The following is a 22,514-nucleotide window of genomic DNA, read 5'->3' as shown; positions in this document are numbered from 1 at the left end:
TTAGGACAATTAAAAAGGGTTTTTCCATGTCAGAACAAAACAACACCGAGATGACTTTCCAGATCCAGCGCATCTACACCAAGGATGTCTCTTTCGAAGCGCCAAATGCGCCGCACGTTTTCCAGAAAGACTGGCAGCCAGAGGTTAAACTTGATCTGGATACCGCATCCACCCAGCTGGCGGATGATGTGTATGAAGTCGTACTGCGTGTCACCGTGACCGCCTCTCTGGGCGAAGAAACCGCATTCCTGTGCGAAGTTCAGCAGGGCGGTATCTTCTCCATCGGCGGCATCGAAGGCAACCAGATGGCGCATTGCCTGGGTGCATACTGCCCGAACATCCTGTTCCCGTATGCCCGTGAATGCATCACCAGCCTGGTTTCTCGCGGTACATTCCCGCAACTGAACCTTGCGCCAGTAAACTTTGATGCGCTGTTCATGAACTATCTACAGCAGCAGGCTGGCGAAGGTACCGAACAACATCAGGATGCCTGATGAGCACTGTTAATGCGTCAATGACTGTGATCGGTGCCGGCTCTTACGGCACCGCTCTTGCCATCACCCTGGCAAGAAATGGTCACGACGTGGTCCTGTGGGGCCACGATCCAAAACATATCGCGACGTTGCAACACGACCGCTGCAATGTGGCGTTTCTCCCGGACGTTCCGTTCCCTGACTCCCTGTATCTGGAAAGCGACCTCGCGACCGCGCTGGCGGCCAGCCGCAATATTTTGATTGTGGTGCCAAGCCATGTGTTTGGCGAAGTCCTGCGTCAGATTAAGCCGCTGATGCGTGCGGATGCGCGTATTGTGTGGGCGACGAAGGGGCTGGAAGCGGAAACCGGACGTCTGTTGCAGGACGTTGCCCGCGAAGCGCTGGGAACAGCGATCCCGCTGGCGGTGATCTCCGGGCCGACGTTTGCCAAAGAGCTGGCTGCGGGCTTGCCGACGGCGATTTCGCTGGCGTCCACCGACCAGGCATTTTCCGACGATCTTCAGCAACTGCTGCACTGCGGCAAAAGCTTCCGCGTGTACAGCAACCCCGATTTTATCGGCGTGCAGCTGGGCGGCGCGGTGAAGAACGTCATTGCCATCGGGGCCGGGATGTCTGACGGCATCGGTTTCGGCGCGAATGCGCGTACTGCGCTGATCACCCGTGGCCTGACCGAAATGTCCCGCCTGGGCGAAGCGCTGGGTGCCGATCCGGCCACCTTTATGGGAATGGCAGGGCTGGGTGACCTGGTGCTGACCTGCACCGATAACCAGTCGCGTAACCGCCGCTTTGGCATGATGCTCGGACAGGGCAGCGATGTAAAAAGCGCGCAGGAGAAGATTGGTCAGGTGGTTGAAGGCTATCGCAATACCAAGGAAGTTCGCGAACTGGCGCACCGTTTCGGTGTTGAAATGCCAATAACCGAGGAAATTTATCAGGTATTGTATTGCGGAAAAAATGCGCGCGAGGCAGCATTGACCTTATTAGGTCGTGCGCGCAAGGACGAGCGCAGCAGCAATTAGCCGGGAAGTATCGTCACCTGAATGACCCAGCCAGCGCAGAACTGGCTGGTCATTAACTATCGTCTGGAGCAAGCAATGCCGTGTGAAGAACTGGATATCGTCTGGAATAATATTAAAGCCGAAGCCCGAGCGTTGGCCGACTGTGAGCCCATGCTGGCCAGTTTCTATCACGCGACGCTACTTAAGCACGAAAATCTCGGCAGCGCCCTGAGCTATATGCTCGCCAATAAATTGGCTTCCCCTATCATGCCTGCTATCGCGATTCGCGAGGTGGTGGAAGAGGCCTACGCCGCAGATCCGGAGATGATTGCTTCTGCCGCCTGCGACATCCAGGCTGTGCGCACGCGAGACCCGGCGGTGGATAAATACTCCACGCCGCTGCTGTATCTCAAAGGCTTCCATGCCTTACAGGCGTACCGCATCGGCCACTGGTTATGGAATGAGGGACGCCGCGCGCTGGCCATCTTCCTGCAAAACCAGGTGTCCGTGACCTTCCAGGTCGATATTCACCCGGCGGCGAAAATTGGCCGCGGGATCATGCTCGATCACGCCACCGGCATTGTTGTTGGTGAAACGGCGGTGATCGAAGATGACGTGTCGATCCTGCAATCCGTTACGCTGGGCGGTACCGGTAAAACCAGCGGCGATCGCCATCCGAAAATCCGTGAAGGGGTGATGATCGGCGCGGGCGCTAAAATCCTCGGCAATATTGAAGTCGGACGCGGCGCGAAGATTGGCGCGGGGTCGGTTGTGCTCCAGCCTGTACCGCCGCATACCACCGCCGCTGGCGTCCCGGCGCGCATCGTCGGTAAGCCAGACAGCGATAAGCCGTCGATGGATATGGATCAGCACTTCAACGGTATTCACCACACCTTCGAATACGGCGACGGTATCTGAACGCCGGAACAGCCAAATAAAAAAGCCCGGTGAGTCAATGCACCGGGCTTTTGATTAGTTGCGGTATAACACTTTGATAATGTGATAGCCGAACTGCGTGTGCAGTGGGCCGGTTGGCTCCAGCACCGGGCAGGAGAAAACCACTTTATCAAACGCCGGGACCATCTGGCCCTGGCGGAACTCGCCTAAGTCACCACCGCGTTTGCCTGACGGGCAAATCGAGTGTTTCTTCGCCAGTTTGCCGAAGTCGGCGCCGTTTTTAATCTGTTCGAGCAGATCCTGTGCCAGTTTCTCTTCTTTAACAAGGATATGCAGTGCTGCTGCTGTTTTTGCCATGATCGTGCCTTGAGTCGACTAGTTTACGATCGGTATACTACCACGCGTTTTTCCTCCTCTCCCGACTTTCATTGAGTGATCATTTATGCGTTTAAACCCCGGACAACAACAAGCTGTCGAATTCGTCACCGGACCCTGCCTGGTGCTGGCGGGAGCGGGATCCGGTAAAACACGCGTGATCACCAACAAAATCGCCCACTTAATTCGGGGTTGTGGATATCAGGCGCGCCATATCGCGGCGGTCACCTTTACCAACAAAGCGGCGCGTGAGATGAAAGAGCGCGTCGGCCAGACGCTGGGCCGTAAAGAGGCGCGCGGGCTGATGATCTCCACCTTCCACACGCTGGGTCTGGATATTATCAAGCGCGAATACGCGGCGCTGGGCATGAAGTCCAACTTTTCTCTCTTCGATGACACCGACCAGGTGGCGCTGCTTAAAGAGCTGACGGAAGGGCTGATAGAAGATGACAAAGTTCTGTTGCAACAGCTGATCTCGACGATCTCGAACTGGAAAAACGATCTGATGACGCCGGCCCAGGCAGCGGCAAGCGCCAAAGGCGAGCGCGACCGCATCTTTGCCCACTGCTACGGACTGTACGACGCGCATATGAAAGCCTGCAACGTCCTGGATTTCGACGATCTGATCCTGCTGCCGACGCTGCTGCTTCAGCGGAATGAAGAGGTACGCGAGCGCTGGCAGAACAAAATTCGTTACCTGCTGGTGGATGAATACCAGGATACCAACACCAGCCAGTACGAGCTGGTGAAGCTGCTGGTAGGGCAGCGTGCACGCTTTACCGTCGTAGGCGATGACGATCAGTCGATTTACTCATGGCGTGGCGCGCGTCCGCAAAACCTGGTGCTACTGAGCAAAGACTTCCCGGCGTTGCAGGTGATTAAACTGGAGCAGAACTACCGTTCTTCCGGGCGTATCCTGAAGGCGGCGAACATCCTGATTGCCAATAACCCGCACGTCTTTGAGAAGCGCCTGTTCTCCGAACTGGGTTACGGCACCGAGCTGAAAGTGCTCAGCGCCAACAACGAAGAGCACGAAGCGGAGCGCTTAACGGGCGAGCTGATTGCCCATCACTTCGTCAACAAAACTGAATACAAGGATTACGCGATCCTCTATCGCGGAAACCACCAGTCGCGCGTCTTTGAAAAGATGCTGATGCAGAACCGCATCCCCTACAAAATCTCCGGCGGTACGTCGTTCTTTTCGCGTCCCGAAATCAAGGATCTGCTGGCCTATCTGCGCGTGCTGACCAACCCGGATGACGACAGCGCTTTCCTGCGCATCGTGAATACGCCGAAACGCGAGATTGGCTCTGCGACGCTGCAAAAACTGGGTGAATGGGCGATGACCCGCAACAAAAGCCTGTTCACCGCCAGCTTCGATATGGGGCTGAGCCAGACCCTGACCGGGCGCGGCTATGACGCCTTAACCCGCTTTACCCACTGGCTGGGTGAGGTGCAGCGTCTGGCAGAGCGCGAGCCTGTGGCGGCAGTACGCGATCTGATCCACGGCATTGATTACGAATCCTGGTTGTATGAAACCTCTGCCAGCCCGAAAGCAGCCGAGATGCGGATGAAAAACGTTAACCAGCTCTTCAGCTGGATGACCGAAATGCTTGAAGGATCTGAGATTGACGAGCCCATGACCCTGACGCAGGTGGTCACCCGCTTCACGCTGCGCGATATGATGGAGCGCGGCGAAAGCGAAGAAGAGGCCGATCAGGTTCAGCTAATGACGTTACATGCCTCGAAAGGGCTGGAGTTCCCGTATGTCTATCTGGTGGGGATGGAAGAGGGATTATTGCCGCACCAGAGCAGCATTGATGAAGATAACGTTGACGAAGAGCGCCGTCTGGCCTACGTGGGGATCACTCGTGCGCAGAAGGAGCTGACGTTTACGCTGTGCAAAGAGCGCCGTCAGTATGGTGAGCTGGTGCGCCCGGAGCCGAGCCGTTTTCTGCTGGAGTTGCCTCAGGACGATCTTATCTGGGAGCAGGAGCGTAAAGTCATTACCGCTGAAGAGCGTATGCACAAAGGGCAGGCAAACGTGGCAAACATTCGCGCGATGCTGGCAAAAGCCAAAGAGAAGGGATAACTATTTGCAGGCCGGGTAAGGCGAAGCCGCCACCCGGCACGCTTCAAAGGGTCACTTCACATCAAGCGCCCAGTGCACATAGCTCTGCCACTGGTACTCCTGCTCAATCAGTTCCGCCCCAAGCGGATGATCCTCAAGCCAGTTTTCCGGTAGCGTCAGCGTCAGTTTCTCATCGTCTGCCGCCAGCGTAATGGCTGGCAGCAAATCATCACGACGCCGGCTGGCAAACAGGATCGCCAGGCGAAGCAGACGACACAGATGCTCCGCCACGCGCGGCGGTACAGCGTTCTGCTGGTGAAGGGAAGAGAGATCGACGGCGTTAGTCTGATTTAGCAGCAGGGTGGCCAGCAGCTTCTTCTGGGCGGGCGTATAGCCCGGTAAATCGAGATTACGCACCAGCCAGGCCGCGTGCAGCGGTGCCTGCTTGTACTCCACGCTAAGACCAATTTCATGTAGCGCACAGGCGCTTAGCAGCAGATCGCGGCTTAACGGTTCAATATCCCAGCTTTTTTTCACCTGATCGGCAAACAGTGACGCCAGTTGACTCACTCTGTGTGCTTGGTCGATATCAACAATAAAGCGGCGCTGAACGTTACGCAGCGTACGGCTACGGATGTCCTGATCGACCGACTGGTGCAGCATTCCGTAGACCAGACCTTCGCGCAGCGCACCGCCTGCCAGGGTCATACACTGGATATTCAGTTCAGTAAAAATGGCGATCAGAATGGCGAGCCCACTGGGGAAAACCAGCGCGCGTTCGAGCGTCAGCCCTTCTATTTCAAGCTCTTCCAGACGACCACACTGGATGGCGCGCTGTTTAAGCTGCTGGAGTTTGGCAAGCGTGATCCGCTCGTCCATTCCCTGTGCCATCATGATTTCCTGCAACGCCTGAACGGTTCCGGACGCGCCGACACACACTTTCCAGCCGTGATAGCGCAGTTCGTCCATAACCGGGCGCAGGACCGCACGCGCCGCGTTTTCCGCCTCGTCAAAATTCTCTTTGGCAAGGTTTCGATCGGTAAAGTAGCGTTCCAGCCAGGTCACACAGCCCATCGACAGGCTGAAGAGCGACGTCGCCTGCGCGCCTGTGCCCGTGACCAGTTCGGTACTGGCGCCACCGATATCGACCACCAGACGACGATCGTCGCCGCCGGTCGTATGCGCCACACCCTGATAAATCAGACGCGCTTCTTCTTCACCGCTGATGACCTGCACCGGGCAGCCCAGAATTTCCTGTGCTCTGGCAATGAAATCGCCAGCGTTAACCGCCAGACGAAGGGTCGCCGTGGCAACAACGCGAATTTGACTGAGCGGGATATCCTGCAAACGTTCTGCAAACAGACGCAGACACTGCCAGCCACGTTCCATGGCTTCCGGGGAGAGGTGATTATCGCTGCTCAGGCCCGCCGCGAGGCGGACCTTGCGCTTAATGCGCGTCAGCGTTTGTATGCTTCCCGCCACCTCGCGCACAACCAGCATATGAAAACTATTCGAACCGAGATCAATTGCCGCATAAAGCGAGGTGGAGCTGAGCATATTTTTTAACCTGAACGACGACGATTACGCGGTGCACCGCCGGAACGACGCGGACCATTGCCGGAGCGTGGACGGGTAAGGCGCTTAGGTGGCGGCAGTTCGCTCAACAGCGCGTCCGGATTGTATTTGCTCTGTGGAATAGAGTGACCGATGTAGGTCTCAATGGCCGGAAGATTCAGCGCATACTCTTCACACGCAAGGCTGATGGAGTGACCGCTTGCGCCGGCACGACCGGTACGACCGATACGGTGTACATAGTCTTCACAGTCATCTGGCAGGTCATAGTTAAAGACGTGCGTCACGGCTGGAATGTGCAGGCCACGGGCCGCCACGTCGGTCGCGACCAGAATATCAAGGTCGCCACGAGTAAATTCGTCGAGAATGCGCAGGCGTTTTTTCTGCGCCACGTCGCCGGTCAGCAGGCCCACACGGTGCCCATCTGCCGCCAGGTGACCCCAGATATCTTCACAGCGGTGTTTGGTGTTCGCGAAGATAATTGCGCGATCCGGCCACTCTTCTTCGATCAGGGTTTGCAGCAGGCGCATTTTCTCTTCATTAGAAGGATAGAAGAGCTCTTCTTTAATGCGGTGCCCGGTTTTCTGCTCCGGTTCTACTTCCACATATTCCGCATTGTTCATCTGCTCGAATGCGAGTTCACGTACGCGGTATGACAGGGTAGCGGAGAACAGCATGTTCAGACGCTGGTTTGCCGCAGGCATACGGCGGAACAGCCAGCGGATGTCTTTAATGAAGCCCAGATCGTACATGCGGTCTGCTTCATCCAGCACCACGACCTGGATTGCGCCGAGGTTGATATGGTTCTGTTTGGCGTAGTCGATAAGACGGCCGGTGGTCCCAATCAGGATATCGACGCCGCTTTCCAGCACTTTCAGCTGTTTATCGTAGCCGTCGCCGCCATAGGCCAGGCCAAGTTTCAGGCCGGTGGCTTGCGCCAGGGGCTCAGCGTCTGCGTGGATCTGTACCGCCAGTTCTCGCGTCGGGGCCATAATTAGCGCGCGCGGCTGGTTAACTTTGCGGTCTGCAATCGCCGGGTGAGAAAGTAAATAATGAAACGTTGACGTTAAAAACGCCATCGTTTTGCCAGTACCGGTTTGCGCCTGCCCTGCAACGTCGCGACCGGCCAGCGTCAGCGGCAGGGCGAGAGCCTGAATGGGCGTGCAGTTATGAAACCCTTTAGTTTCAAGGGCTTCGATCACCTTTGGGTGCAGGGCGAAGTCGGAAAACTTCTGTTCTGTTAAATGTGTTTTGCTCATAGTGTGGTAGAATATCAGCTTACTATTGCTTTACGAAAGCGTATCCGGTGAAATAAAGTCAACCTTTAGTTGGTTAATGCGACATCAACACGTCGTTGGTGGAGACAAAACCAACGTACCAGGCTTATTCCTGTGGAGTTATATATGAGCGATAAAATTATTCACCTGACTGACGACAGTTTTGACACGGACGTACTTAAAGCTGACGGGCTGATCCTCGTTGATTTCTGGGCTGAATGGTGTGGTCCTTGCAAAATGATCGCTCCGATTCTGGATGAAATCGCTGACGAATATCAGGGCAAACTGACCGTTGCCAAGCTGAACATCGACCAGAACCCGGGCACCGCGCCAAAATACGGTATCCGTGGCATCCCGACCCTGCTGCTGTTCAAGAACGGTGACGTGGCGGCGACCAAAGTGGGCGCACTGTCCAAAGGTCAACTGAAAGAGTTCCTGGACGCTAACCTGGCGTAAGGTTTCTCAGCCGAGCGTCCAGAACGCCTAATTAACGGCGAGCTCTGGACGCCCGGCTTTAGTCGTGCTAAGTTAGCTATGACTACGTTTTAAACATATCTTGTTGTTTGAATCTTGTTTTACCCGATACTTCCCGTTGTTAACTTAAACAGTGCGTGAAGTTGCTAGATTCCGGGCTTGTCACTCAATCCGTCTTGTCGTTTCAGTTCTGCGTTCTTTCCCTGTGACCAGACAGCGAACAGACATGAGGTGATGGCCGCTAAACAGGCATGGATGACCCTGCCATACCATTCACAACATTAAGTTCGAGAATCACCCCGAGTTTAAGAACCCACACCATTATGAATCTTACCGAATTAAAGAATACGCCGGTTTCTGAGCTGATCACTCTCGGCGAAAATATGGGACTGGAAAACCAGGCTCGTATGCGCAAGCAGGACATCATTTTCGCCATCCTGAAGCAGCACGCTAAGAGTGGCGAAGATATCTTTGGCGACGGTGTGCTGGAGATACTGCAAGACGGATTTGGTTTCCTCCGCTCCGCAGACAGCTCCTACCTCGCCGGCCCTGACGACATCTACGTATCCCCTAGCCAAATCCGCCGTTTCAACCTCCGCACTGGTGACACCATTTCAGGTAAGATTCGTCCTCCAAAAGAGGGTGAACGCTACTTTGCGCTGTTGAAGGTTAACGAAGTTAACTACGACAAACCGGAAAACTCCCGCAATAAGATCCTGTTCGAGAACTTAACGCCGCTGCACGCTAACTCTCGTCTGCGCATGGAGCGTGGTAACGGGTCTACTGAAGACTTAACCGCTCGTGTGCTGGATCTGGCATCGCCAATTGGTCGTGGCCAGCGTGGTCTGATTGTGGCGCCGCCAAAAGCCGGTAAAACCATGCTGCTGCAAAACATCGCGCAGAGCATTGCTTACAACCATCCAGACTGTGTGCTGATGGTGCTGCTGATTGACGAACGTCCGGAAGAAGTAACCGAGATGCAGCGTCTGGTGAAAGGGGAAGTGGTTGCGTCTACCTTCGACGAGCCTGCTTCTCGCCACGTTCAGGTTGCGGAAATGGTCATCGAGAAGGCGAAACGCCTGGTTGAGCACAAGAAAGACGTGATCATCCTGCTCGACTCCATTACCCGTCTGGCGCGTGCCTACAACACCGTGGTGCCGGCTTCCGGTAAAGTACTGACCGGTGGTGTGGATGCTAACGCCCTGCATCGTCCGAAGCGTTTCTTCGGTGCGGCGCGTAACGTGGAAGAGGGCGGTAGCCTGACCATTATCGCGACGGCGCTGATCGATACCGGCTCCAAAATGGACGAAGTTATCTACGAAGAGTTTAAAGGTACAGGCAACATGGAACTGCACCTTTCTCGTAAAATCGCAGAAAAACGCGTCTTCCCGGCGATCGACTACAACCGTTCCGGTACCCGTAAAGAAGAGCTGCTTACCACTCAGGAAGAGCTTCAGAAAATGTGGATCCTGCGTAAAATCATCCATCCAATGGGCGAAATCGACGCAATGGAATTCCTCATTAACAAACTGGCGATGACCAAAACGAACGACGATTTCTTCGACATGATGAAACGCTCGTAACGCAAATAATCCCAGTAAACGCCACGTTTTTACGTGGCGTTTTTTATTTATGGACTATACGCTATTACCATACACTCCCAATTTTGACCGGTCGGTGCGAGAATGAGATAATTCGCACAGTAAAAATATTAATAGCTTGAATAATAAACAAATGGGTCGCAAGAGGTATGCTTTATGCCTTCTGGCTTGATGCCATCATGGTTATACTTCTTTGACTAACATATGTTGAGAACATCCATTGTGAACCTATTCGATACGTTTGCTGAACTAACCAGTATTTTTTTGTTTACTACTTGCTTTCTTTTTTTCGCGCGCAAGGTGGCAAAGTATCTGGGGTTAGTGGATAAACCCAATTTTCGTAAACGGCATCAGGGTATGATCCCCTTGGTGGGTGGTATCTCCGTTTTTGCAGGTGTCTGTTTCACTTTTGCTATCGCTGATTACTATATCCCTCATGCAAGGTTATACCTCAGTTGCGCGGCGGTTCTGGTTATTGTGGGGGCACTGGATGATCGTTACGATATCAGTGTAAAAATTCGAGCTCTCGTACAGGCTGCTGTTGGTATTGCCATGATGGTGGCAGCAAAACTTCACTTGAGCAGCCTTGGTTACATTTTTGGTTCCTGGGAGATGGTGCTCGGACCATTTGGTTACTTCCTCACACTCTTTGCCGTATGGGTTTCAATCAATGCCTTTAATATGGTCGATGGGATAGATGGTTTATTGGGCGGATTATCTTGTGTCTCATTTGCTGCTATTGGCATTATCCTATGGTTTGATAGTCAATACAGCCTGGCAATGTGGTGTTTCGCCATGATTGCGGCCATTCTACCCTACATCCTGTTAAATCTTGGGGCGCTGGGCCGTCGCTATAAAGTCTTTATGGGCGACGCGGGTAGCACATTGATTGGTTTCACTATTATCTGGATCTTGTTGGAAACTACGCAGGGTAAAACTCACCCTATCAGCCCGGTAACGGCTCTCTGGATTATCGCCATCCCGCTGATGGACATGGTCGCTATTATGTACCGCCGTCTGCGTAAAGGGATGAGCCCGTTTTCTGCCGATAGGCAACATATTCATCACCTGATTATGCGCGCCGGCTTCACGTCTCGTCAGGCATTTGTGCTGATTACGCTTGCGGCTGCTATTCTGGCTGCGATTGGCGTAGCCGCGGAATACGCACATTTCATTCCTGAATGGGTAATGTTGGTATTATTCTTGCTAGCATTTTTCATGTACGGTTACTGCATCAAGCGTGCATGGAAAGTCGCGCGTTTTATTAAACGTTTAAAACGCAGGATGCGTCGGAACAGTGGCAAAAACACAACATTAACTAAGTAAAACCGGGACTATGATGACTCAACCGTTGGCGGGAGCGAAATCAGTGGGCACTGAGAACGAGCTGGATATTCGTGGTTTGTTTCGCGTGTTATGGCAGGGCAAACTGTGGATTGTAGGGATTGCCCTGGGGTTCGCGCTGTTAGCGCTTGCCTACACCTTCTTTGCAAAACAAGAGTGGAGCGCCACGGCGATCACAGACCGACCAACGGTGAATATGCTTGGAGGCTACTACTCCCAGCAGCAATTCCTGCGTAATCTTGATATCAAGGCCAATCTGGCGACCCCGGATCAGGCTTCGGTGATGGATGAATCCTACAAAGAGTTTGTGATGCAGCTGGCGTCGTGGGATACACGTCGCGATTTCTGGTCCCAGACGGACTACTACAAGCAGCGCATGGTCGGTAACAGCAAAGCGGATGCCGCGCTGCTGGATGACCTGATTAATAACATTCAGTTTATGCCTGGCGATGTGCTCCGTAACGTTAGCGACAGCGTGAAGCTGATTGCGGAAACGGCGCCGGACGCCAATAACCTGTTGCGTCAGTACGTTGCTTTTGCCAGCCAGCGCGCGGCCAGTCATCTGAATGACGAGCTGAAAGGCGCCTGGGCTGCGCGTACTATTCAGATGAAAGCGCAGGTCAAACGTCAGGAAGAGGTCGCTAAGGCTATCTTCGCCCGTCGCGTACATAATATTGAGCAGGCGCTGAAGATTGCGGAACAGCACAATATTTCCCGTAGCGAAACGGATGTTCCGGCTGACGAACTCCCGGATTCAGAAATGTTCCTTCTTGGTCGCCCAATGCTTCAGGCACGTCTGGAAAATATCCAGGCCGTTGGCCCTGACTTTGACCTTGATTACGACCAAAACCGCGCCATGCTCAATACGCTCAACGTCGGTCCAACGCTGGACCCGCGTTTTCAGACCTATCGTTATTTAAGAACGCCTGAAGAGCCTGTAAAACGCGATAGTCCGCGTCGCGCATTCCTGATGATCATGTGGGGGATTGTGGGCGCACTGACTGGCGCTGGCGTAGCGTTATTGCGTCGCCGCACAAACTAAGAACGCCGTCTACGATGAAGGCTGCGGCCTTCATTGTCTAATCGAAGAGAATCGATGTGAAAGTACTAACCGTATTTGGCACCAGGCCGGAGGCCATCAAGATGGCGCCTCTGGTTCATGCGCTGGCCAGAGATCCTGATATTGAAGCGAAAGTGTGCGTGACTGCCCAGCACCGTGAGATGCTCGATCAGGTCTTAACCCTCTTTTCTATCGTCCCGGATTACGATCTCAATATAATGAAACCGGGACAGGGACTGACGGAAATCACCTGCCGTATTCTGCAAGAATTAAAGCCTATTCTGGAGTCGTTCAATCCGGATGTGGTGCTGGTGCACGGCGACACCACCACCACCGTGGCGACCAGCCTGGCCGCGTTCTATCAGCGTATCCCCGTTGGTCATATTGAAGCGGGTCTGCGTACCGGCAATCTCTATTCCCCGTGGCCGGAAGAGGCCAACCGTACGCTCACCGGTCACCTGGCGATGTACCATTTTGCGCCAACCGAGAACTCACGTCAGAACCTGCTGCGCGAAAATATCAGCGACAGCAAGATCTTCGTCACCGGCAATACGGTCATTGATGCGCTGATTTGGGTGCGTGACCGCGTGCTGGCTAACAGCGAGCTTCAGGCAGAACTTGCTGCGCGCTATCCGTTCCTGAACAACGGCAAGAAAACGATTCTGGTGACGGGCCACCGCCGCGAAAGCTTTGGCCGTGGCTTTGAGCAAATTTGCCACGCGCTCGCTGAAATCGCCGCGCAGAACGAGGATGTGCAGATTGTCTATCCGGTGCACCTCAACCCGAACGTCAGCGAACCGGTCAACCGTATCCTGGGCCACGTGGAAAACGTGCTCCTGATCGAGCCGCAGGACTATTTGCCATTTGTCTGGCTGATGAACCACGCCTGGCTGATCCTGACCGATTCTGGCGGCATTCAGGAAGAGGCGCCCTCCCTCGGTAAGCCGGTACTGGTGATGCGTGAAACCACCGAGCGCCCGGAAGCGGTTACTGCCGGTACCGTGCGTCTGGTGGGAACGGATCCGCGTCGTATTGTCGAAGAGGTCACGCGCTTACTGCATGACGATGAAGAGTATCAGGCGATGAGCCGGGCCCACAATCCGTACGGTGACGGGCAGGCTTGTGGTCGTATTTTGCACGCACTTAAACACAATCGGGTAACGCTATGAGTTTTTCTACCATCTCTGTTGTTGGTCTTGGCTATATCGGGCTGCCTACTGCGGCGGCCTTTGCCTCTCGTCAAAAGCAGGTCGTTGGCGTAGATATCAACGCGCACGCGGTGGAAACCATCAACCGTGGCGAAATTCATATCGTGGAGCCCGATCTCGATCGTGTGGTGAAAAAGGCGGTGGACGGTGGCTTCCTGCGCGCCAGCACCACGCCGGTAGAAGCCGATGCGTACCTGATTGCGGTTCCAACGCCCTTTAAAGGCGATCATGAGCCTGACATGGTTTACGTCGAGGCGGCAGCAAAATCCATTGCGCCTGTGCTGAAGAAAGGGGCGCTGGTTATCCTTGAGTCCACTTCACCTGTTGGGGCTACCGAGCAGATGGCGCAGTGGCTGGCCGAGGCGCGTCCCGATCTTAGCTTCCCGCAGCAGGCGGGCGACCAGGCCGATATCAATATCGCCTACTGCCCTGAGCGCGTACTGCCAGGCCAGGTGATGGTGGAACTGATTAAAAACGACCGCGTGATTGGCGGCATGACGCCAGTCTGCTCCGCGCGCGCCAGCGAGCTGTATAAAATTTTCCTTGAAGGCGAATGTGTGGTGACCAACTCCCGCACCGCCGAGATGTGCAAACTGACCGAAAATAGCTTCCGCGACGTTAACATCGCGTTTGCGAATGAACTGTCGTTGATTTGCGCCGATCAGGGGATTAACGTCTGGGAACTTATTCGCCTTGCCAACCGTCACCCCCGCGTGAACATCCTTCAGCCGGGGCCGGGCGTGGGTGGGCACTGCATCGCGGTCGATCCGTGGTTTATCGTGGCGCAGAACCCGGAACAGGCACGCCTGATTCGCACCGCGCGCGAAGTAAACGACCACAAACCGCACTGGGTTATCAACCAGGTCAAAGCCACGGTCGCGGATTGTCTGGCCGACAGCGGCAAACGCGCCAGTGAGCTGAAAATTGCCTGCTTTGGTCTGGCATTCAAACCGAATATTGACGATCTGCGCGAAAGCCCGGCGATGGAAATTGCCGAAATAATCGCTGCCTGGCACAGCGGTGAAACGCTGGTGGTTGAGCCGAATATTCATGCGCTGCCGGCAAAACTTGCCGGTCACTGCACCCTTACCGCCCTGGATGACGCGCTGGCGACGGCGGATGTGCTGGTGCTGCTGGTGGATCACAATGCGTTCAAAGCGGTTTCCGGTGATGCCGTACGTCAGCAGTATGTTGTTGATACCAAAGGCGTGTGGCGTTGAGTATCCTCAACGGCGTGCTGGAGTCCCTTGAGTGGGAAAGCGCATTCTTTGCGCGTCCCTCAGCGATAGTGCGTCTGCGCGACAATGCCCCTGCGTTGCAGGAAGCAGACTTCAGCGCCTGGCAGCGCGTACAGGCTAAGATCCCGGCGGACCGCGCCGATCTGCTGGACGCCCTCCAGCAGCACGGATTCCGGCTGGTCGAGGGTGAGGTTGATCTCTCTGTTACCGTGGCTCTCCACGCCTCACCGGGCGCGGAAATTGCAACGGAGCAGGATATCCCCGCGCTGCGCAAGATGGCGGCGCTGGCCTTCGCTCAGAGCCGTTTCCGGGCGCCCTGGTATGCGCCCGATGACAGCGGCCGCTTTTATGCCCAGTGGATAGAGAATGCGGTCAAAGGCACGTTTGACCACGTCTGTCTGGTGTTCCGTACTGCCGGGGGGCAGATTCAGGGTTTTGTTTCGCTTCGCAGGCTCAACGAGCACGAGGCGCGCATCGGTTTGTTAGCCGGGCGCGGCATGGGCGAGAAACTCATGCAGGCGGCGCTGCACTGGGCGGAGCAACAACAGGTATCGACGCTGCGGGTCGCAACCCAGATGGGCAACACCGCTGCGCTTAAACGTTATATTGCGAGTGGTGCCAGCATCGACGCCACCGCCTACTGGTTATACAGGTGACAAGATGATTCCATTTAACGCGCCTCCCGTTGTGGGCACTGAACTTGATTACATGCAGTCTGCTATGGGCAGCGGCAAGCTCTGTGGCGATGGCGGTTTTACCCGCCGCTGCCAGCAGTGGATGGAGCAACGTTTTCACAGTGCCAAGGTACTGCTGACGCCGTCCTGTACCGCATCGCTTGAGATGGCGGCGCTGTTGCTGGATATCCAGCCCGGCGATGAAGTGATCATGCCGAGCTACACCTTCGTCTCCACGGCGAACGCGTTTGTCCTGCGCGGGGCGAAAATCGTGTTTGTGGATATCCGTCCGGATACTATGAACATCGACGAAACTCTGATTGAAGCGGCGGTCACCGATAAAACGCGGGCGATTGTGCCGGTGCATTACGCGGGCGTGGCCTGTGAGATGGACACCATCATGGCCATCGCTAAAAAGCACAACCTGTTTGTGGTGGAAGACGCCGCGCAGGGCGTGATGTCCACCTACAAAGGGCGCGCGCTGGGCACCATTGGTCATATCGGCTGCTTTAGCTTCCACGAAACCAAAAACTACACCGCAGGCGGAGAAGGCGGCGCGACGCTGATTAACGATCGTGCCCTGGTGGAGCGTGCGGAAGTGATCCGTGAAAAAGGGACCAACCGCAGCCAGTTCTTCCGCGGTCAGGTGGATAAGTACACCTGGCGCGATATCGGCTCAAGCTACCTGATGGCGGATTTGCAGGCCGCGTATCTCTGGGCGCAGCTGGAAGCGGCAGAGCGAATCAATCTGCAACGCCTCTCCCTGTGGCAAACCTACTACGACGCGCTGGAGCCGCTGGCAAAAGCCGGACGTATTGAACTGCCGACTATTCCGGCAGACTGCATCCACAACGCTCACATGTTCTACATCAAGCTGCGCGATAACGACGATCGCAGCAAGCTGATTGCCTGGCTGAAAGAGGCGGAAATTATGGCGGTATTCCACTATATTCCGCTGCACTCCAGCCCGGCTGGCGAAGCCTTCGGGATGTTTGCCGGTGAAGACCGCTACACCACCAAAGAGAGCGAACGTCTGCTCCGCCTGCCCCTGTTCTACAACCTCGCGCCGGTGAACCAGCGTACGGTGATCAATTCGCTTCTGAGTTATTTCGCCTGATATGTCTCTGGCAAAAGCGTCGGTGTGGACGGCAGCGTCCACGCTTGTAAAAATTGGCGCCGGGTTACTGGTCGTCAAGCTGCTGGCCGTCTCATTTGGTCCGTCAGGCGTTGGGCTGGCAGGGAACTTCCGCCAGCTGGTCACGGTGCTTGGCGTGCTGGCGGGAGCCGGGATATTCAATGGCGTCACCAAATACGTCGCGCAGCATCATGACGATGCCGAAAAGCTCCGCACGGTGGTGGGCACCTCCTCTGCAATGGTGCTGGGCTTTTCTACGTTGCTGGCCGTCGTCTTTTTGCTGGCGGCGGCACCCATCAGCCAGGGACTGTTCGGACACACGCACTATCAGGGGCTGGTGCGCCTGGTGGCGCTCGTTCAGATGGGGATCGCCTGGGCGAACCTGCTGCTGGCGCTGATGAAAGGCTTCCGTGATGCCGCCGGGAATGCGCTGGCGCTGATCCTCGGCAGCATTATCGGCGTTGTCGCCTACTACTTTTGCTATCGGCTGGGCGGCTATGAAGGCGCGCTGCTGGGGCTGGCGCTGGTGCCTGCGCTCGTTGTCATTCCGGCAGCGTTTATGCTGATGCGCAGAGGCAATGTCCCGCTGAATTACCTGAAACCGCAGTGGGACAAGATGCTGGCGGGGCAGCTAGGAAAGTTTACCCTGATGGCGCTCATCACTTCGGTAACGCTTCCCGTTGCCTACGTGATGATGCGAAACCTGCTGGCAGCGCATTACAGCTGGGATGAAGTGGGGATCTGGCAGGGCGTGAGCAGCATTTCAGATGCTTACCTCCAATTTATTACGGCTTCCTTTAGCGTCTATTTACTGCCAACCTTATCGCGCCTGACTTCCAGGCAGGATATTACCCGCGAGATTTTTCGCTCCCTGCGTTTTGTGTTGCCGGCGGTTGCGATCGCCAGCTTTACCGTCTGGTTACTGCGTGATTTCGCCATCTGGCTGCTGTTTTCGGCGAAGTTTACCGCCATGCGCGATCTGTTTGCTTGGCAACTGGTCGGCGATGTGCTGAAAGTGGGGGCATACGTTTTCGGCTATCTGGTGATTGCGAAGGCTTCGCTGCGGTTGTATATCCTGGCAGAGATCGGCCAGTTTGCGCTGCTGACGGCATTTTCTCACTGGCTGATCCCCACCCACGGTGCGCTGGGGGCGGCTCAGGCCTATATGGCAACTTATATCGTTTATTTCGCTGCCTGTTGCGGCGTATTTTTACTTTGGCGTAAACGCGCATGACTGCACTGATACACATACTGGGATCGGATATCCCGCATCATAACCAGACCGTTCTGCGGTTCTTCAACGATGAACTGGCATCCGGCACGCCCGATGCGCGCGAGTTTATGGTCGTTGGACGCGATAACGGCCTGAGCGCGGCGTGTCCGGCATTGCACATCACCTTCTGGCCAGACAAAGCGGCCCTGACCAAAGCCGTTGTCGCGAAAGCCAAAGCGGACCGAAGCCAGCGTTTCTTCTTCCACGGACAATTCAATACCGGGCTGTGGCTGGCGCTGTTAAGCGGCGGGATAAAACCTTCCCAGTTCAGCTGGCATATCTGGGGAGCGGATCTCTACGAAGTCTCCCACGGCTGGAAGTTCCGTCTTTTCTATCCGCTGCGTCGTCTGGCGCAGGCGCGCGTGGGCTGCGTTTTTGCTACCCGTGGCGACCTCAACTATTTTGCTAAACAGCACCCGAAGGTTCGCGGGGAACTGCTCTATTTTCCGACCCGTATGGATCCGGCACTGAATACCATGGCGAATGACGCGGTTCGTGAGGGCAAACTGACCATTCTGGTGGGAAATTCCGGCGATCGCAGTAACGAGCATGTCGCGGCGCTGCGGGCGGTGCATCAGCAGTTTGGCGATACGGTGAACGTCGTGGTGCCGATGGGCTATCCCGCCAATAACGACGCCTACATCGATGACGTTCGCCAGCAGGGGCTTGCGCTGTTTAGCGCGGAAAATCTGCACATTCTCAGCGATAAGCTGGAATTTGATGACTATCTCGCGCTGCTGCGAAAATGCGATCTGGGCTATTTCATCTTTGCCCGTCAGCAGGGGATTGGTACGCTGTGTCTGCTGATTCAGGCGGGCGTACCGTGCGTGCTCAACCGCGAAAACCCGTTCTGGCAGGACATGGCCGAACAGCATATTCCGGTGCTGTTTACCTCTGACACGCTTAATGTCGAGGTGGTACGGGAAGCGCAGCGTCAGCTCACGCTGGTGGATAAAAATAGCATCGACTTTTTCAGCCCGAACTATCTCACGCCGTGGCACCGCGCGCTGCGTATTGCTTCAGGAGACAACGCATGAGCCAGTTGCAATTTAGCGGCTTGCTGGTGGTCTGGCTGCTGAGCACGCTGTTTATCGCCACGCTCACCTGGTTTGAATTCCGGCGCGTACGTTTTAACTTCAACGTATTCTTCTCGCTGCTGTTTTTGCTGACCTTTTTCTTTGGCTTCCCGCTGACCAGCATCCTCGTGTTCCGCTTTGATGTTGGCGTCGCTCCGCCGGAAATCTTGTTGCAGGCGCTGCTCTCTGCGACCTGCTTCTACGCGGTGTATTACGTCACCTATAAAACGCGCCTGCGCGCGGCGAAAGACACCACACCCCGTCGTCCGCTGTTTACCATGAACCGGGTAGAAACCCATCTGACGTGGGTTATGCTGATGACCATCGCCCTCGTCAGCGTGGCGATTTTCTTCATGCATAACGGCTTTTTACTGTTTAAGTTGCAGTCCTATAGCCAGATTTTCTCCGCCGAAGTCTCCGGCGTCGCGCTCAAGCGTTTCTTCTATTTCTTCATTCCGGCGATGCTGGTGGTCTTTTTCCTGCGTCAGGACAGTAAAGCCTGGCTGTTCTTCCTGGTCAGCACCGTCGCATTTGGCATTCTGACCTACATGATCGTCGGCGGCACCCGCGCCAACATCATTATCGCCTTCGCGATTTTCCTGTTTATCGGCATTATTCGCGGCTGGATCTCGCTGTGGATGCTGGCGGCGGCAGGCGTCTTTGGCATTGTGGGGATGTTCTGGCTGGCGCTGAAGCGCTACGGACTGAACGTGGCGGGCGACGAAGCGTTTTATACCTTCCTGTATCTGACGCGCGACACCTTCTCGCCGTGGGAAAACCTGGCATTGCTGCTGCAAAACTACGACAAAATCGAATTCCAGGGGCTGGCGCCGATTGTTCGCGATTTCTATGTCTTTATACCGACGTGGCTGTGGCCTGACCGTCCCGGTATTGTCCTGAACACGGCGAACTACTTTACCTGGGAAGTGCTGAACAACCATTCGGGCCTGGCGATTTCCCCAACACTGATTGGCTCGCTGGTAGTGATGGGCGGAACGTGGTTTATCCTGCCGGGCGCGATCGCGGTCGGGCTGATAATAAAATGGTTCGACTGGTTATATACGCTGGGTAATGAAGAGACCAACCGCTACAAAGCCGCTGTTTTGCACAGTTTCTGTTTCGGTGCCATTTTCAATATGATCGTTCTGGCGCGTGAGGGACTGGATTCGTTCGTCTCACGCGTGGTGTTTTTTATGGTCGTTTTCGGTCTCTGTCTGCTGCTGGCAAAACTGCTGTACTGGTTGTTTGACAGTGCAGGGCTTGTGCACAGACGTGAGCCACAGGGCAGCACAACGCTGTCGCAAGTCTGAGTAGGGATTATCATGACGGATACAACTTCAGCCCCGCGTTATGCGCTGCGTGGGCTACAGCTTATTGGCTGGCGTGACATGCAACACGCGCTGGATTTCCTGTTCGCGGACGGGCAGATGAAATCGGGCACGCTGGTGGCCATCAACGCAGAAAAGATGCTGGCGGTTGAAGATAATGCGGAAGTGAAAAGCCTGATTGAAGCCGCGGAGTTTAAATACGCCGACGGTATTAGCGTGGTGCGTTCAATTCGTAAAAAGTTTCCTGACGCTAATGTGTCTCGCGTGGCGGGTGCTGACCTTTGGGAGCGGCTTATGGAACGCGCAGGCGCTGAAGGCACGCCGGTATTTTTGATTGGCGGCAAACCAGAGGTGCTGGCGCAGACCGAACAAAAGCTGCGTAGCCAGTGGAATGTTAACATCGTGGGCAGCCAGGATGGCTATTTCAGGCCGGAAGATCGCCAGGCGTTATATGAGCGCGTGCGCGACAGCGGGGCGAAAATTGTCACTGTCGCCATGGGGTCGCCGCGGCAGGAAATTCTGATGCGCGATTGCCGTCTGGTCAGCCCGGATGCGCTCTATATGGGCGTTGGCGGCACCTACGACGTCTTTACTGGCCACGTTAAGCGTGCGCCCAAAGTCTGGCAAAACCTGGGGCTGGAGTGGCTCTACCGCCTGCTCTCTCAACCGACGCGTATCAAACGACAGATTCGTCTGCTGCGCTACCTCGCCTGGCACTACACCGGGAAAATGTAATCAATATGCAGCGCGATCTGCTGTTCGCGCTGCAATCCCCCCTGTAAAACTGCTGGATTTCTGTGCAATGCATTCATTTTTTTAATGCATTGTTTGCCATTTGCCAGAATTTAAGAAACCATTCGCTCCGTATTTCAGTACCCCTCAAAACAATACCCGGCAATAAGTCGGGAAACAGCAAACACAACCGAGGATTTATGGCAGAGAAAAAACCGGAGCTTCAGCGTGGGCTGGAAGCTCGACATATTGAATTGATCGCGCTGGGCGGGACTATCGGCGTTGGCCTGTTTATGGGCTCGGCAAGCACGCTGAAATGGGCGGGGCCTTCCGTCCTGCTGGCGTATATTATTGCCGGGCTGTTCGTCTTCTTCATCATGCGCTCAATGGGCGAAATGTTGTTTCTGGAGCCGGTAACGGGCTCTTTCGCCGTTTACGCCCACCGTTATATGAGCCCGTTCTTTGGCTATCTCACGGCCTGGTCGTACTGGTTTATGTGGATGGCCGTCGGGATTTCGGAGATCACCGCCATCGGGGTCTACGTGCAGTTCTGGTTCCCGGAGATGGCCCAGTGGATACCCGCGCTCATCGCCGTAGGGCTTGTGGCGCTGGCGAACCTTGCCGCCGTTCGCCTTTACGGTGAAATCGAGTTCTGGTTTGCGATGATCAAAGTCACCACCATTATCGTGATGATTGTTGTGGGTCTGGGTGTCATCTTCTTTGGTTTCGGTAACGGCGGGCACGCGATTGGTTTCGGTAACCTGACCGGACACGGCGGCTTCTTTGCCGGCGGCTGGAAAGGCTTCCTGACCGCACTCTGTATCGTTGTCGCCTCTTATCAGGGCGTTGAGCTGATCGGCATTACCGCAGGTGAGGCGAAAAACCCGCAGGTCACGCTGCGTAGCGCGGTAGGCAAGGTGCTGTGGCGTATCCTGATTTTCTATGTGGGCGCGATCTTCGTTATCGTGACCATTTTCCCATGGAACGAGATCGGCACCACCGGCAGCCCGTTTGTCTTAACCTTCGCTAAGATTGGCATCACGGCGGCGGCCGCCATTATCAACTTTGTGGTGCTGACGGCGGCGCTCTCCGGCTGTAACAGCGGGATGTACAGCTGCGGGCGTATGCTTTACGCGCTCTCGCAAAACAAACAGCTGCCGGCGGTGATGGGTAAAGTCTCCCGCGTGGGTGTACCGGTGGCGGGCGTAGCGGTGTCGATTGTGATTCTGCTGATTGGCTCTTGCCTGAACTACATCATCCCGAATCCGCAGCGCGTGTTTGTTTACGTCTATAGCGCCAGCGTGCTGCCGGGAATGGTACCGTGGTTTGTCATTTTGATTAGCCAGCTGCGTTTCCGACAGGCGCACAAAAAAGCGATCGCCAGCCATCCGTTCCGCTCCATTCTGTTCCCGTATGCGAACTATTTGACGATGGCGTTCCTGATTTGCGTATTAATTGGAATGTACTTTAATGAAGATACCCGCATGTCGCTGTTTGTCGGGATGATCTTCCTGGCTGCCGTCACAGCTGCATATAAACTTTTTGGCCTGGGCCGCCGTGGCTCCGCCCATAAAGTGGAGGAATAAGCGGCAAAATGTGCAAACCATAACCAAACGCGCATTTTTTTCAAAAAAGCACTAGACAGCGGGGACGGAGGTACGTAATATCCAGCCCCGCAACGGCGCTA

General features: G+C 55.2%; 20 protein-coding genes. 17 read left to right on the top strand and 3 right to left on the bottom strand.

Translation table 11 applies throughout. From position 1 onward, the window contains the following. Positions 1-26: 26 nt before the first annotated feature. The 3 genes from secB to cysE all read left to right on the top strand — a co-directional run bounded on the left by secB (position 27) and on the right by cysE (position 2,410). On the top strand, positions 27-494 hold the full coding sequence (gene secB, locus H2Z33_RS06975) for a protein-export chaperone SecB (RefSeq protein ID WP_014168079.1): 468 nt from the start codon (positions 27-29) through the stop codon (positions 492-494). Beyond that, the gene (gene gpsA, locus H2Z33_RS06970) at positions 494-1,513 is read left to right on the top strand and encodes an NAD(P)H-dependent glycerol-3-phosphate dehydrogenase (RefSeq protein ID WP_006812398.1); all 1,020 of its coding nucleotides are present in this window, start codon (positions 494-496) and stop codon (positions 1,511-1,513) included. Before secB ends, gpsA begins: the two co-directional genes overlap by 1 nt. A gap of 75 nt (positions 1,514-1,588) precedes the next feature. Further along, the gene (cysE, locus tag H2Z33_RS06965) at positions 1,589-2,410 is read left to right on the top strand and encodes a serine O-acetyltransferase (protein ID WP_022646641.1); all 822 of its coding nucleotides are present in this window, start codon (positions 1,589-1,591) and stop codon (positions 2,408-2,410) included. A gap of 54 nt (positions 2,411-2,464) precedes the next feature. On the opposite strand, the gene ppiC is transcribed toward cysE, so the two are convergent. Beyond that, a complete protein-coding gene (gene ppiC / locus H2Z33_RS06960) occupies positions 2,465-2,746 on the bottom strand; it encodes a peptidylprolyl isomerase PpiC (RefSeq protein ID WP_006812396.1) in 282 nt (93 codons plus the stop codon). An 85-nt stretch (positions 2,747-2,831) separates the two neighbouring features. On the opposite strand from ppiC, the gene rep reads away from it, so the two are divergent. After that, positions 2,832-4,856, top strand: coding sequence for a DNA helicase Rep (gene rep / locus H2Z33_RS06955; RefSeq protein WP_063867156.1), 2,025 nt, complete (start codon positions 2,832-2,834; stop codon positions 4,854-4,856). Between the two features lie 51 nt (positions 4,857-4,907). Here rep and gppA read toward each other — a convergent pair whose 3' ends face one another. Beyond that, positions 4,908-6,392 (bottom strand): guanosine-5'-triphosphate,3'-diphosphate diphosphatase, encoded by a 1,485-nt coding sequence (gppA, locus tag H2Z33_RS06950; RefSeq protein WP_017383602.1) that lies wholly within the window; start codon positions 6,390-6,392, stop codon positions 4,908-4,910. A gap of 5 nt (positions 6,393-6,397) precedes the next feature. Beyond that, a complete protein-coding gene (gene rhlB / locus H2Z33_RS06945; RefSeq protein ID WP_006812393.1) occupies positions 6,398-7,666 on the bottom strand; it encodes an ATP-dependent RNA helicase RhlB in 1,269 nt (422 codons plus the stop codon). Positions 7,667-7,810: 144 nt separating this feature from the next. Here rhlB and trxA point away from each other — a divergent pair, with 144 nt between their 5' ends. The 13 genes from trxA to thrP all read left to right on the top strand — a co-directional run bounded on the left by trxA (position 7,811) and on the right by thrP (position 22,413). Beyond that, the gene (trxA, locus tag H2Z33_RS06940; protein WP_006812392.1) at positions 7,811-8,140 is read left to right on the top strand and encodes a thioredoxin TrxA; all 330 of its coding nucleotides are present in this window, start codon (positions 7,811-7,813) and stop codon (positions 8,138-8,140) included. Positions 8,141-8,481: 341 nt separating this feature from the next. Beyond that, positions 8,482-9,741: a transcription termination factor Rho gene (gene rho / locus H2Z33_RS06935; RefSeq protein WP_001054528.1), complete on the top strand. Its 1,260-nt coding sequence runs from the start codon at positions 8,482-8,484 to the stop codon at positions 9,739-9,741. Between the two features lie 240 nt (positions 9,742-9,981). Then, complete coding sequence (gene wecA, locus H2Z33_RS06930; RefSeq protein WP_023295723.1) at positions 9,982-11,085, top strand: UDP-N-acetylglucosamine--undecaprenyl-phosphate N-acetylglucosaminephosphotransferase; 1,104 nt, start codon at positions 9,982-9,984, stop codon at positions 11,083-11,085. 13 nt (positions 11,086-11,098) lie between these two features. Next, positions 11,099-12,145, top strand: coding sequence for an ECA polysaccharide chain length modulation protein (gene wzzE, locus H2Z33_RS06925; RefSeq protein WP_017693953.1), 1,047 nt, complete (start codon positions 11,099-11,101; stop codon positions 12,143-12,145). Positions 12,146-12,201: 56 nt separating this feature from the next. Next, positions 12,202-13,332 (top strand): non-hydrolyzing UDP-N-acetylglucosamine 2-epimerase, encoded by a 1,131-nt coding sequence (gene wecB, locus H2Z33_RS06920; RefSeq protein WP_063135306.1) that lies wholly within the window; start codon positions 12,202-12,204, stop codon positions 13,330-13,332. Then, positions 13,329-14,591, top strand: a complete 1,263-nt coding sequence (wecC, locus tag H2Z33_RS06915; protein WP_063135305.1) for a UDP-N-acetyl-D-mannosamine dehydrogenase — start codon at positions 13,329-13,331, stop codon at positions 14,589-14,591. The genes wecB and wecC overlap by 4 nt, the downstream gene beginning before the upstream one ends. Then, the gene (gene rffC, locus H2Z33_RS06910; protein ID WP_032646798.1) at positions 14,588-15,265 is read left to right on the top strand and encodes a dTDP-4-amino-4,6-dideoxy-D-galactose acyltransferase; all 678 of its coding nucleotides are present in this window, start codon (positions 14,588-14,590) and stop codon (positions 15,263-15,265) included. The genes wecC and rffC overlap by 4 nt, the downstream gene beginning before the upstream one ends. 4 nt (positions 15,266-15,269) lie before the next feature. Next, complete coding sequence (gene rffA, locus H2Z33_RS06905) at positions 15,270-16,400, top strand: dTDP-4-amino-4,6-dideoxygalactose transaminase (RefSeq protein WP_015570019.1); 1,131 nt, start codon at positions 15,270-15,272, stop codon at positions 16,398-16,400. 1 nt (position 16,401) lies between these two features. After that, positions 16,402-17,652, top strand: a complete 1,251-nt coding sequence (gene wzxE / locus H2Z33_RS06900) for a lipid III flippase WzxE (RefSeq protein WP_033486960.1) — start codon at positions 16,402-16,404, stop codon at positions 17,650-17,652. Further along, on the top strand, positions 17,649-18,728 hold the full coding sequence (locus H2Z33_RS06895) for a TDP-N-acetylfucosamine:lipid II N-acetylfucosaminyltransferase (RefSeq protein WP_033486959.1): 1,080 nt from the start codon (positions 17,649-17,651) through the stop codon (positions 18,726-18,728). Before wzxE ends, H2Z33_RS06895 begins: the two co-directional genes overlap by 4 nt. Beyond that, on the top strand, positions 18,725-20,077 hold the full coding sequence (gene wzyE / locus H2Z33_RS06890; protein WP_017693948.1) for an ECA oligosaccharide polymerase: 1,353 nt from the start codon (positions 18,725-18,727) through the stop codon (positions 20,075-20,077). The genes H2Z33_RS06895 and wzyE overlap by 4 nt, the downstream gene beginning before the upstream one ends. 12 nt (positions 20,078-20,089) lie before the next feature. Then, entirely contained in the window at positions 20,090-20,830 is a 741-nt protein-coding gene (wecG, locus tag H2Z33_RS06885) for a lipopolysaccharide N-acetylmannosaminouronosyltransferase (protein WP_015570015.1), read from the top strand. A 197-nt stretch (positions 20,831-21,027) separates the two neighbouring features. After that, entirely contained in the window at positions 21,028-22,413 is a 1,386-nt protein-coding gene (thrP, locus tag H2Z33_RS06880) for a bifunctional threonine/serine APC transporter ThrP (protein ID WP_017693946.1), read from the top strand. The last annotated feature ends 101 nt before the right edge of the window (positions 22,414-22,514 follow it).

Source organism: Enterobacter sp. YSU, from assembly GCF_016082135.1.
Taxonomy (GTDB): domain Bacteria; phylum Pseudomonadota; class Gammaproteobacteria; order Enterobacterales; family Enterobacteriaceae; genus Enterobacter; species Enterobacter hormaechei_C.
Note: the sequence above shows the minus strand (reverse complement) of the source record. Positions and strands in the feature narration are given on the sequence as shown.

Excerpts from the sequence above, each read along its gene's own strand:
- rho (WP_001054528.1), top strand. The coding sequence starts at position 8,482 with ATGAATCTTACCGAATTAAAGAATACGCCGGTTTCTGAGCTGATCACT.
- cysE (WP_022646641.1), top strand. The coding sequence starts at position 1,589 with ATGCCGTGTGAAGAACTGGATATCGTCTGGAATAATATTAAAGCCGAA.
- trxA (WP_006812392.1), top strand. The coding sequence starts at position 7,811 with ATGAGCGATAAAATTATTCACCTGACTGACGACAGTTTTGACACGGAC.
- wzyE (WP_017693948.1), top strand. The coding sequence starts at position 18,725 with ATGAGCCAGTTGCAATTTAGCGGCTTGCTGGTGGTCTGGCTGCTGAGC.
- H2Z33_RS06895 (WP_033486959.1), top strand. The coding sequence starts at position 17,649 with ATGACTGCACTGATACACATACTGGGATCGGATATCCCGCATCATAAC.
- rep (WP_063867156.1), top strand. The coding sequence starts at position 2,832 with ATGCGTTTAAACCCCGGACAACAACAAGCTGTCGAATTCGTCACCGGA.
- ppiC (WP_006812396.1), bottom strand. The coding sequence starts at position 2,746 with ATGGCAAAAACAGCAGCAGCACTGCATATCCTTGTTAAAGAAGAGAAA.
- gppA (WP_017383602.1), bottom strand. The coding sequence starts at position 6,392 with ATGCTCAGCTCCACCTCGCTTTATGCGGCAATTGATCTCGGTTCGAAT.
- gpsA (WP_006812398.1), top strand. The coding sequence starts at position 494 with ATGAGCACTGTTAATGCGTCAATGACTGTGATCGGTGCCGGCTCTTAC.
- secB (WP_014168079.1), top strand. The coding sequence starts at position 27 with ATGTCAGAACAAAACAACACCGAGATGACTTTCCAGATCCAGCGCATC.
- wecG (WP_015570015.1), top strand. The coding sequence starts at position 20,090 with ATGACGGATACAACTTCAGCCCCGCGTTATGCGCTGCGTGGGCTACAG.
- wzxE (WP_033486960.1), top strand. The coding sequence starts at position 16,402 with ATGTCTCTGGCAAAAGCGTCGGTGTGGACGGCAGCGTCCACGCTTGTA.
- wecC (WP_063135305.1), top strand. The coding sequence starts at position 13,329 with ATGAGTTTTTCTACCATCTCTGTTGTTGGTCTTGGCTATATCGGGCTG.
- wzzE (WP_017693953.1), top strand. The coding sequence starts at position 11,099 with ATGACTCAACCGTTGGCGGGAGCGAAATCAGTGGGCACTGAGAACGAG.
- rffA (WP_015570019.1), top strand. The coding sequence starts at position 15,270 with ATGATTCCATTTAACGCGCCTCCCGTTGTGGGCACTGAACTTGATTAC.
- rhlB (WP_006812393.1), bottom strand. The coding sequence starts at position 7,666 with ATGAGCAAAACACATTTAACAGAACAGAAGTTTTCCGACTTCGCCCTG.
- thrP (WP_017693946.1), top strand. The coding sequence starts at position 21,028 with ATGGCAGAGAAAAAACCGGAGCTTCAGCGTGGGCTGGAAGCTCGACAT.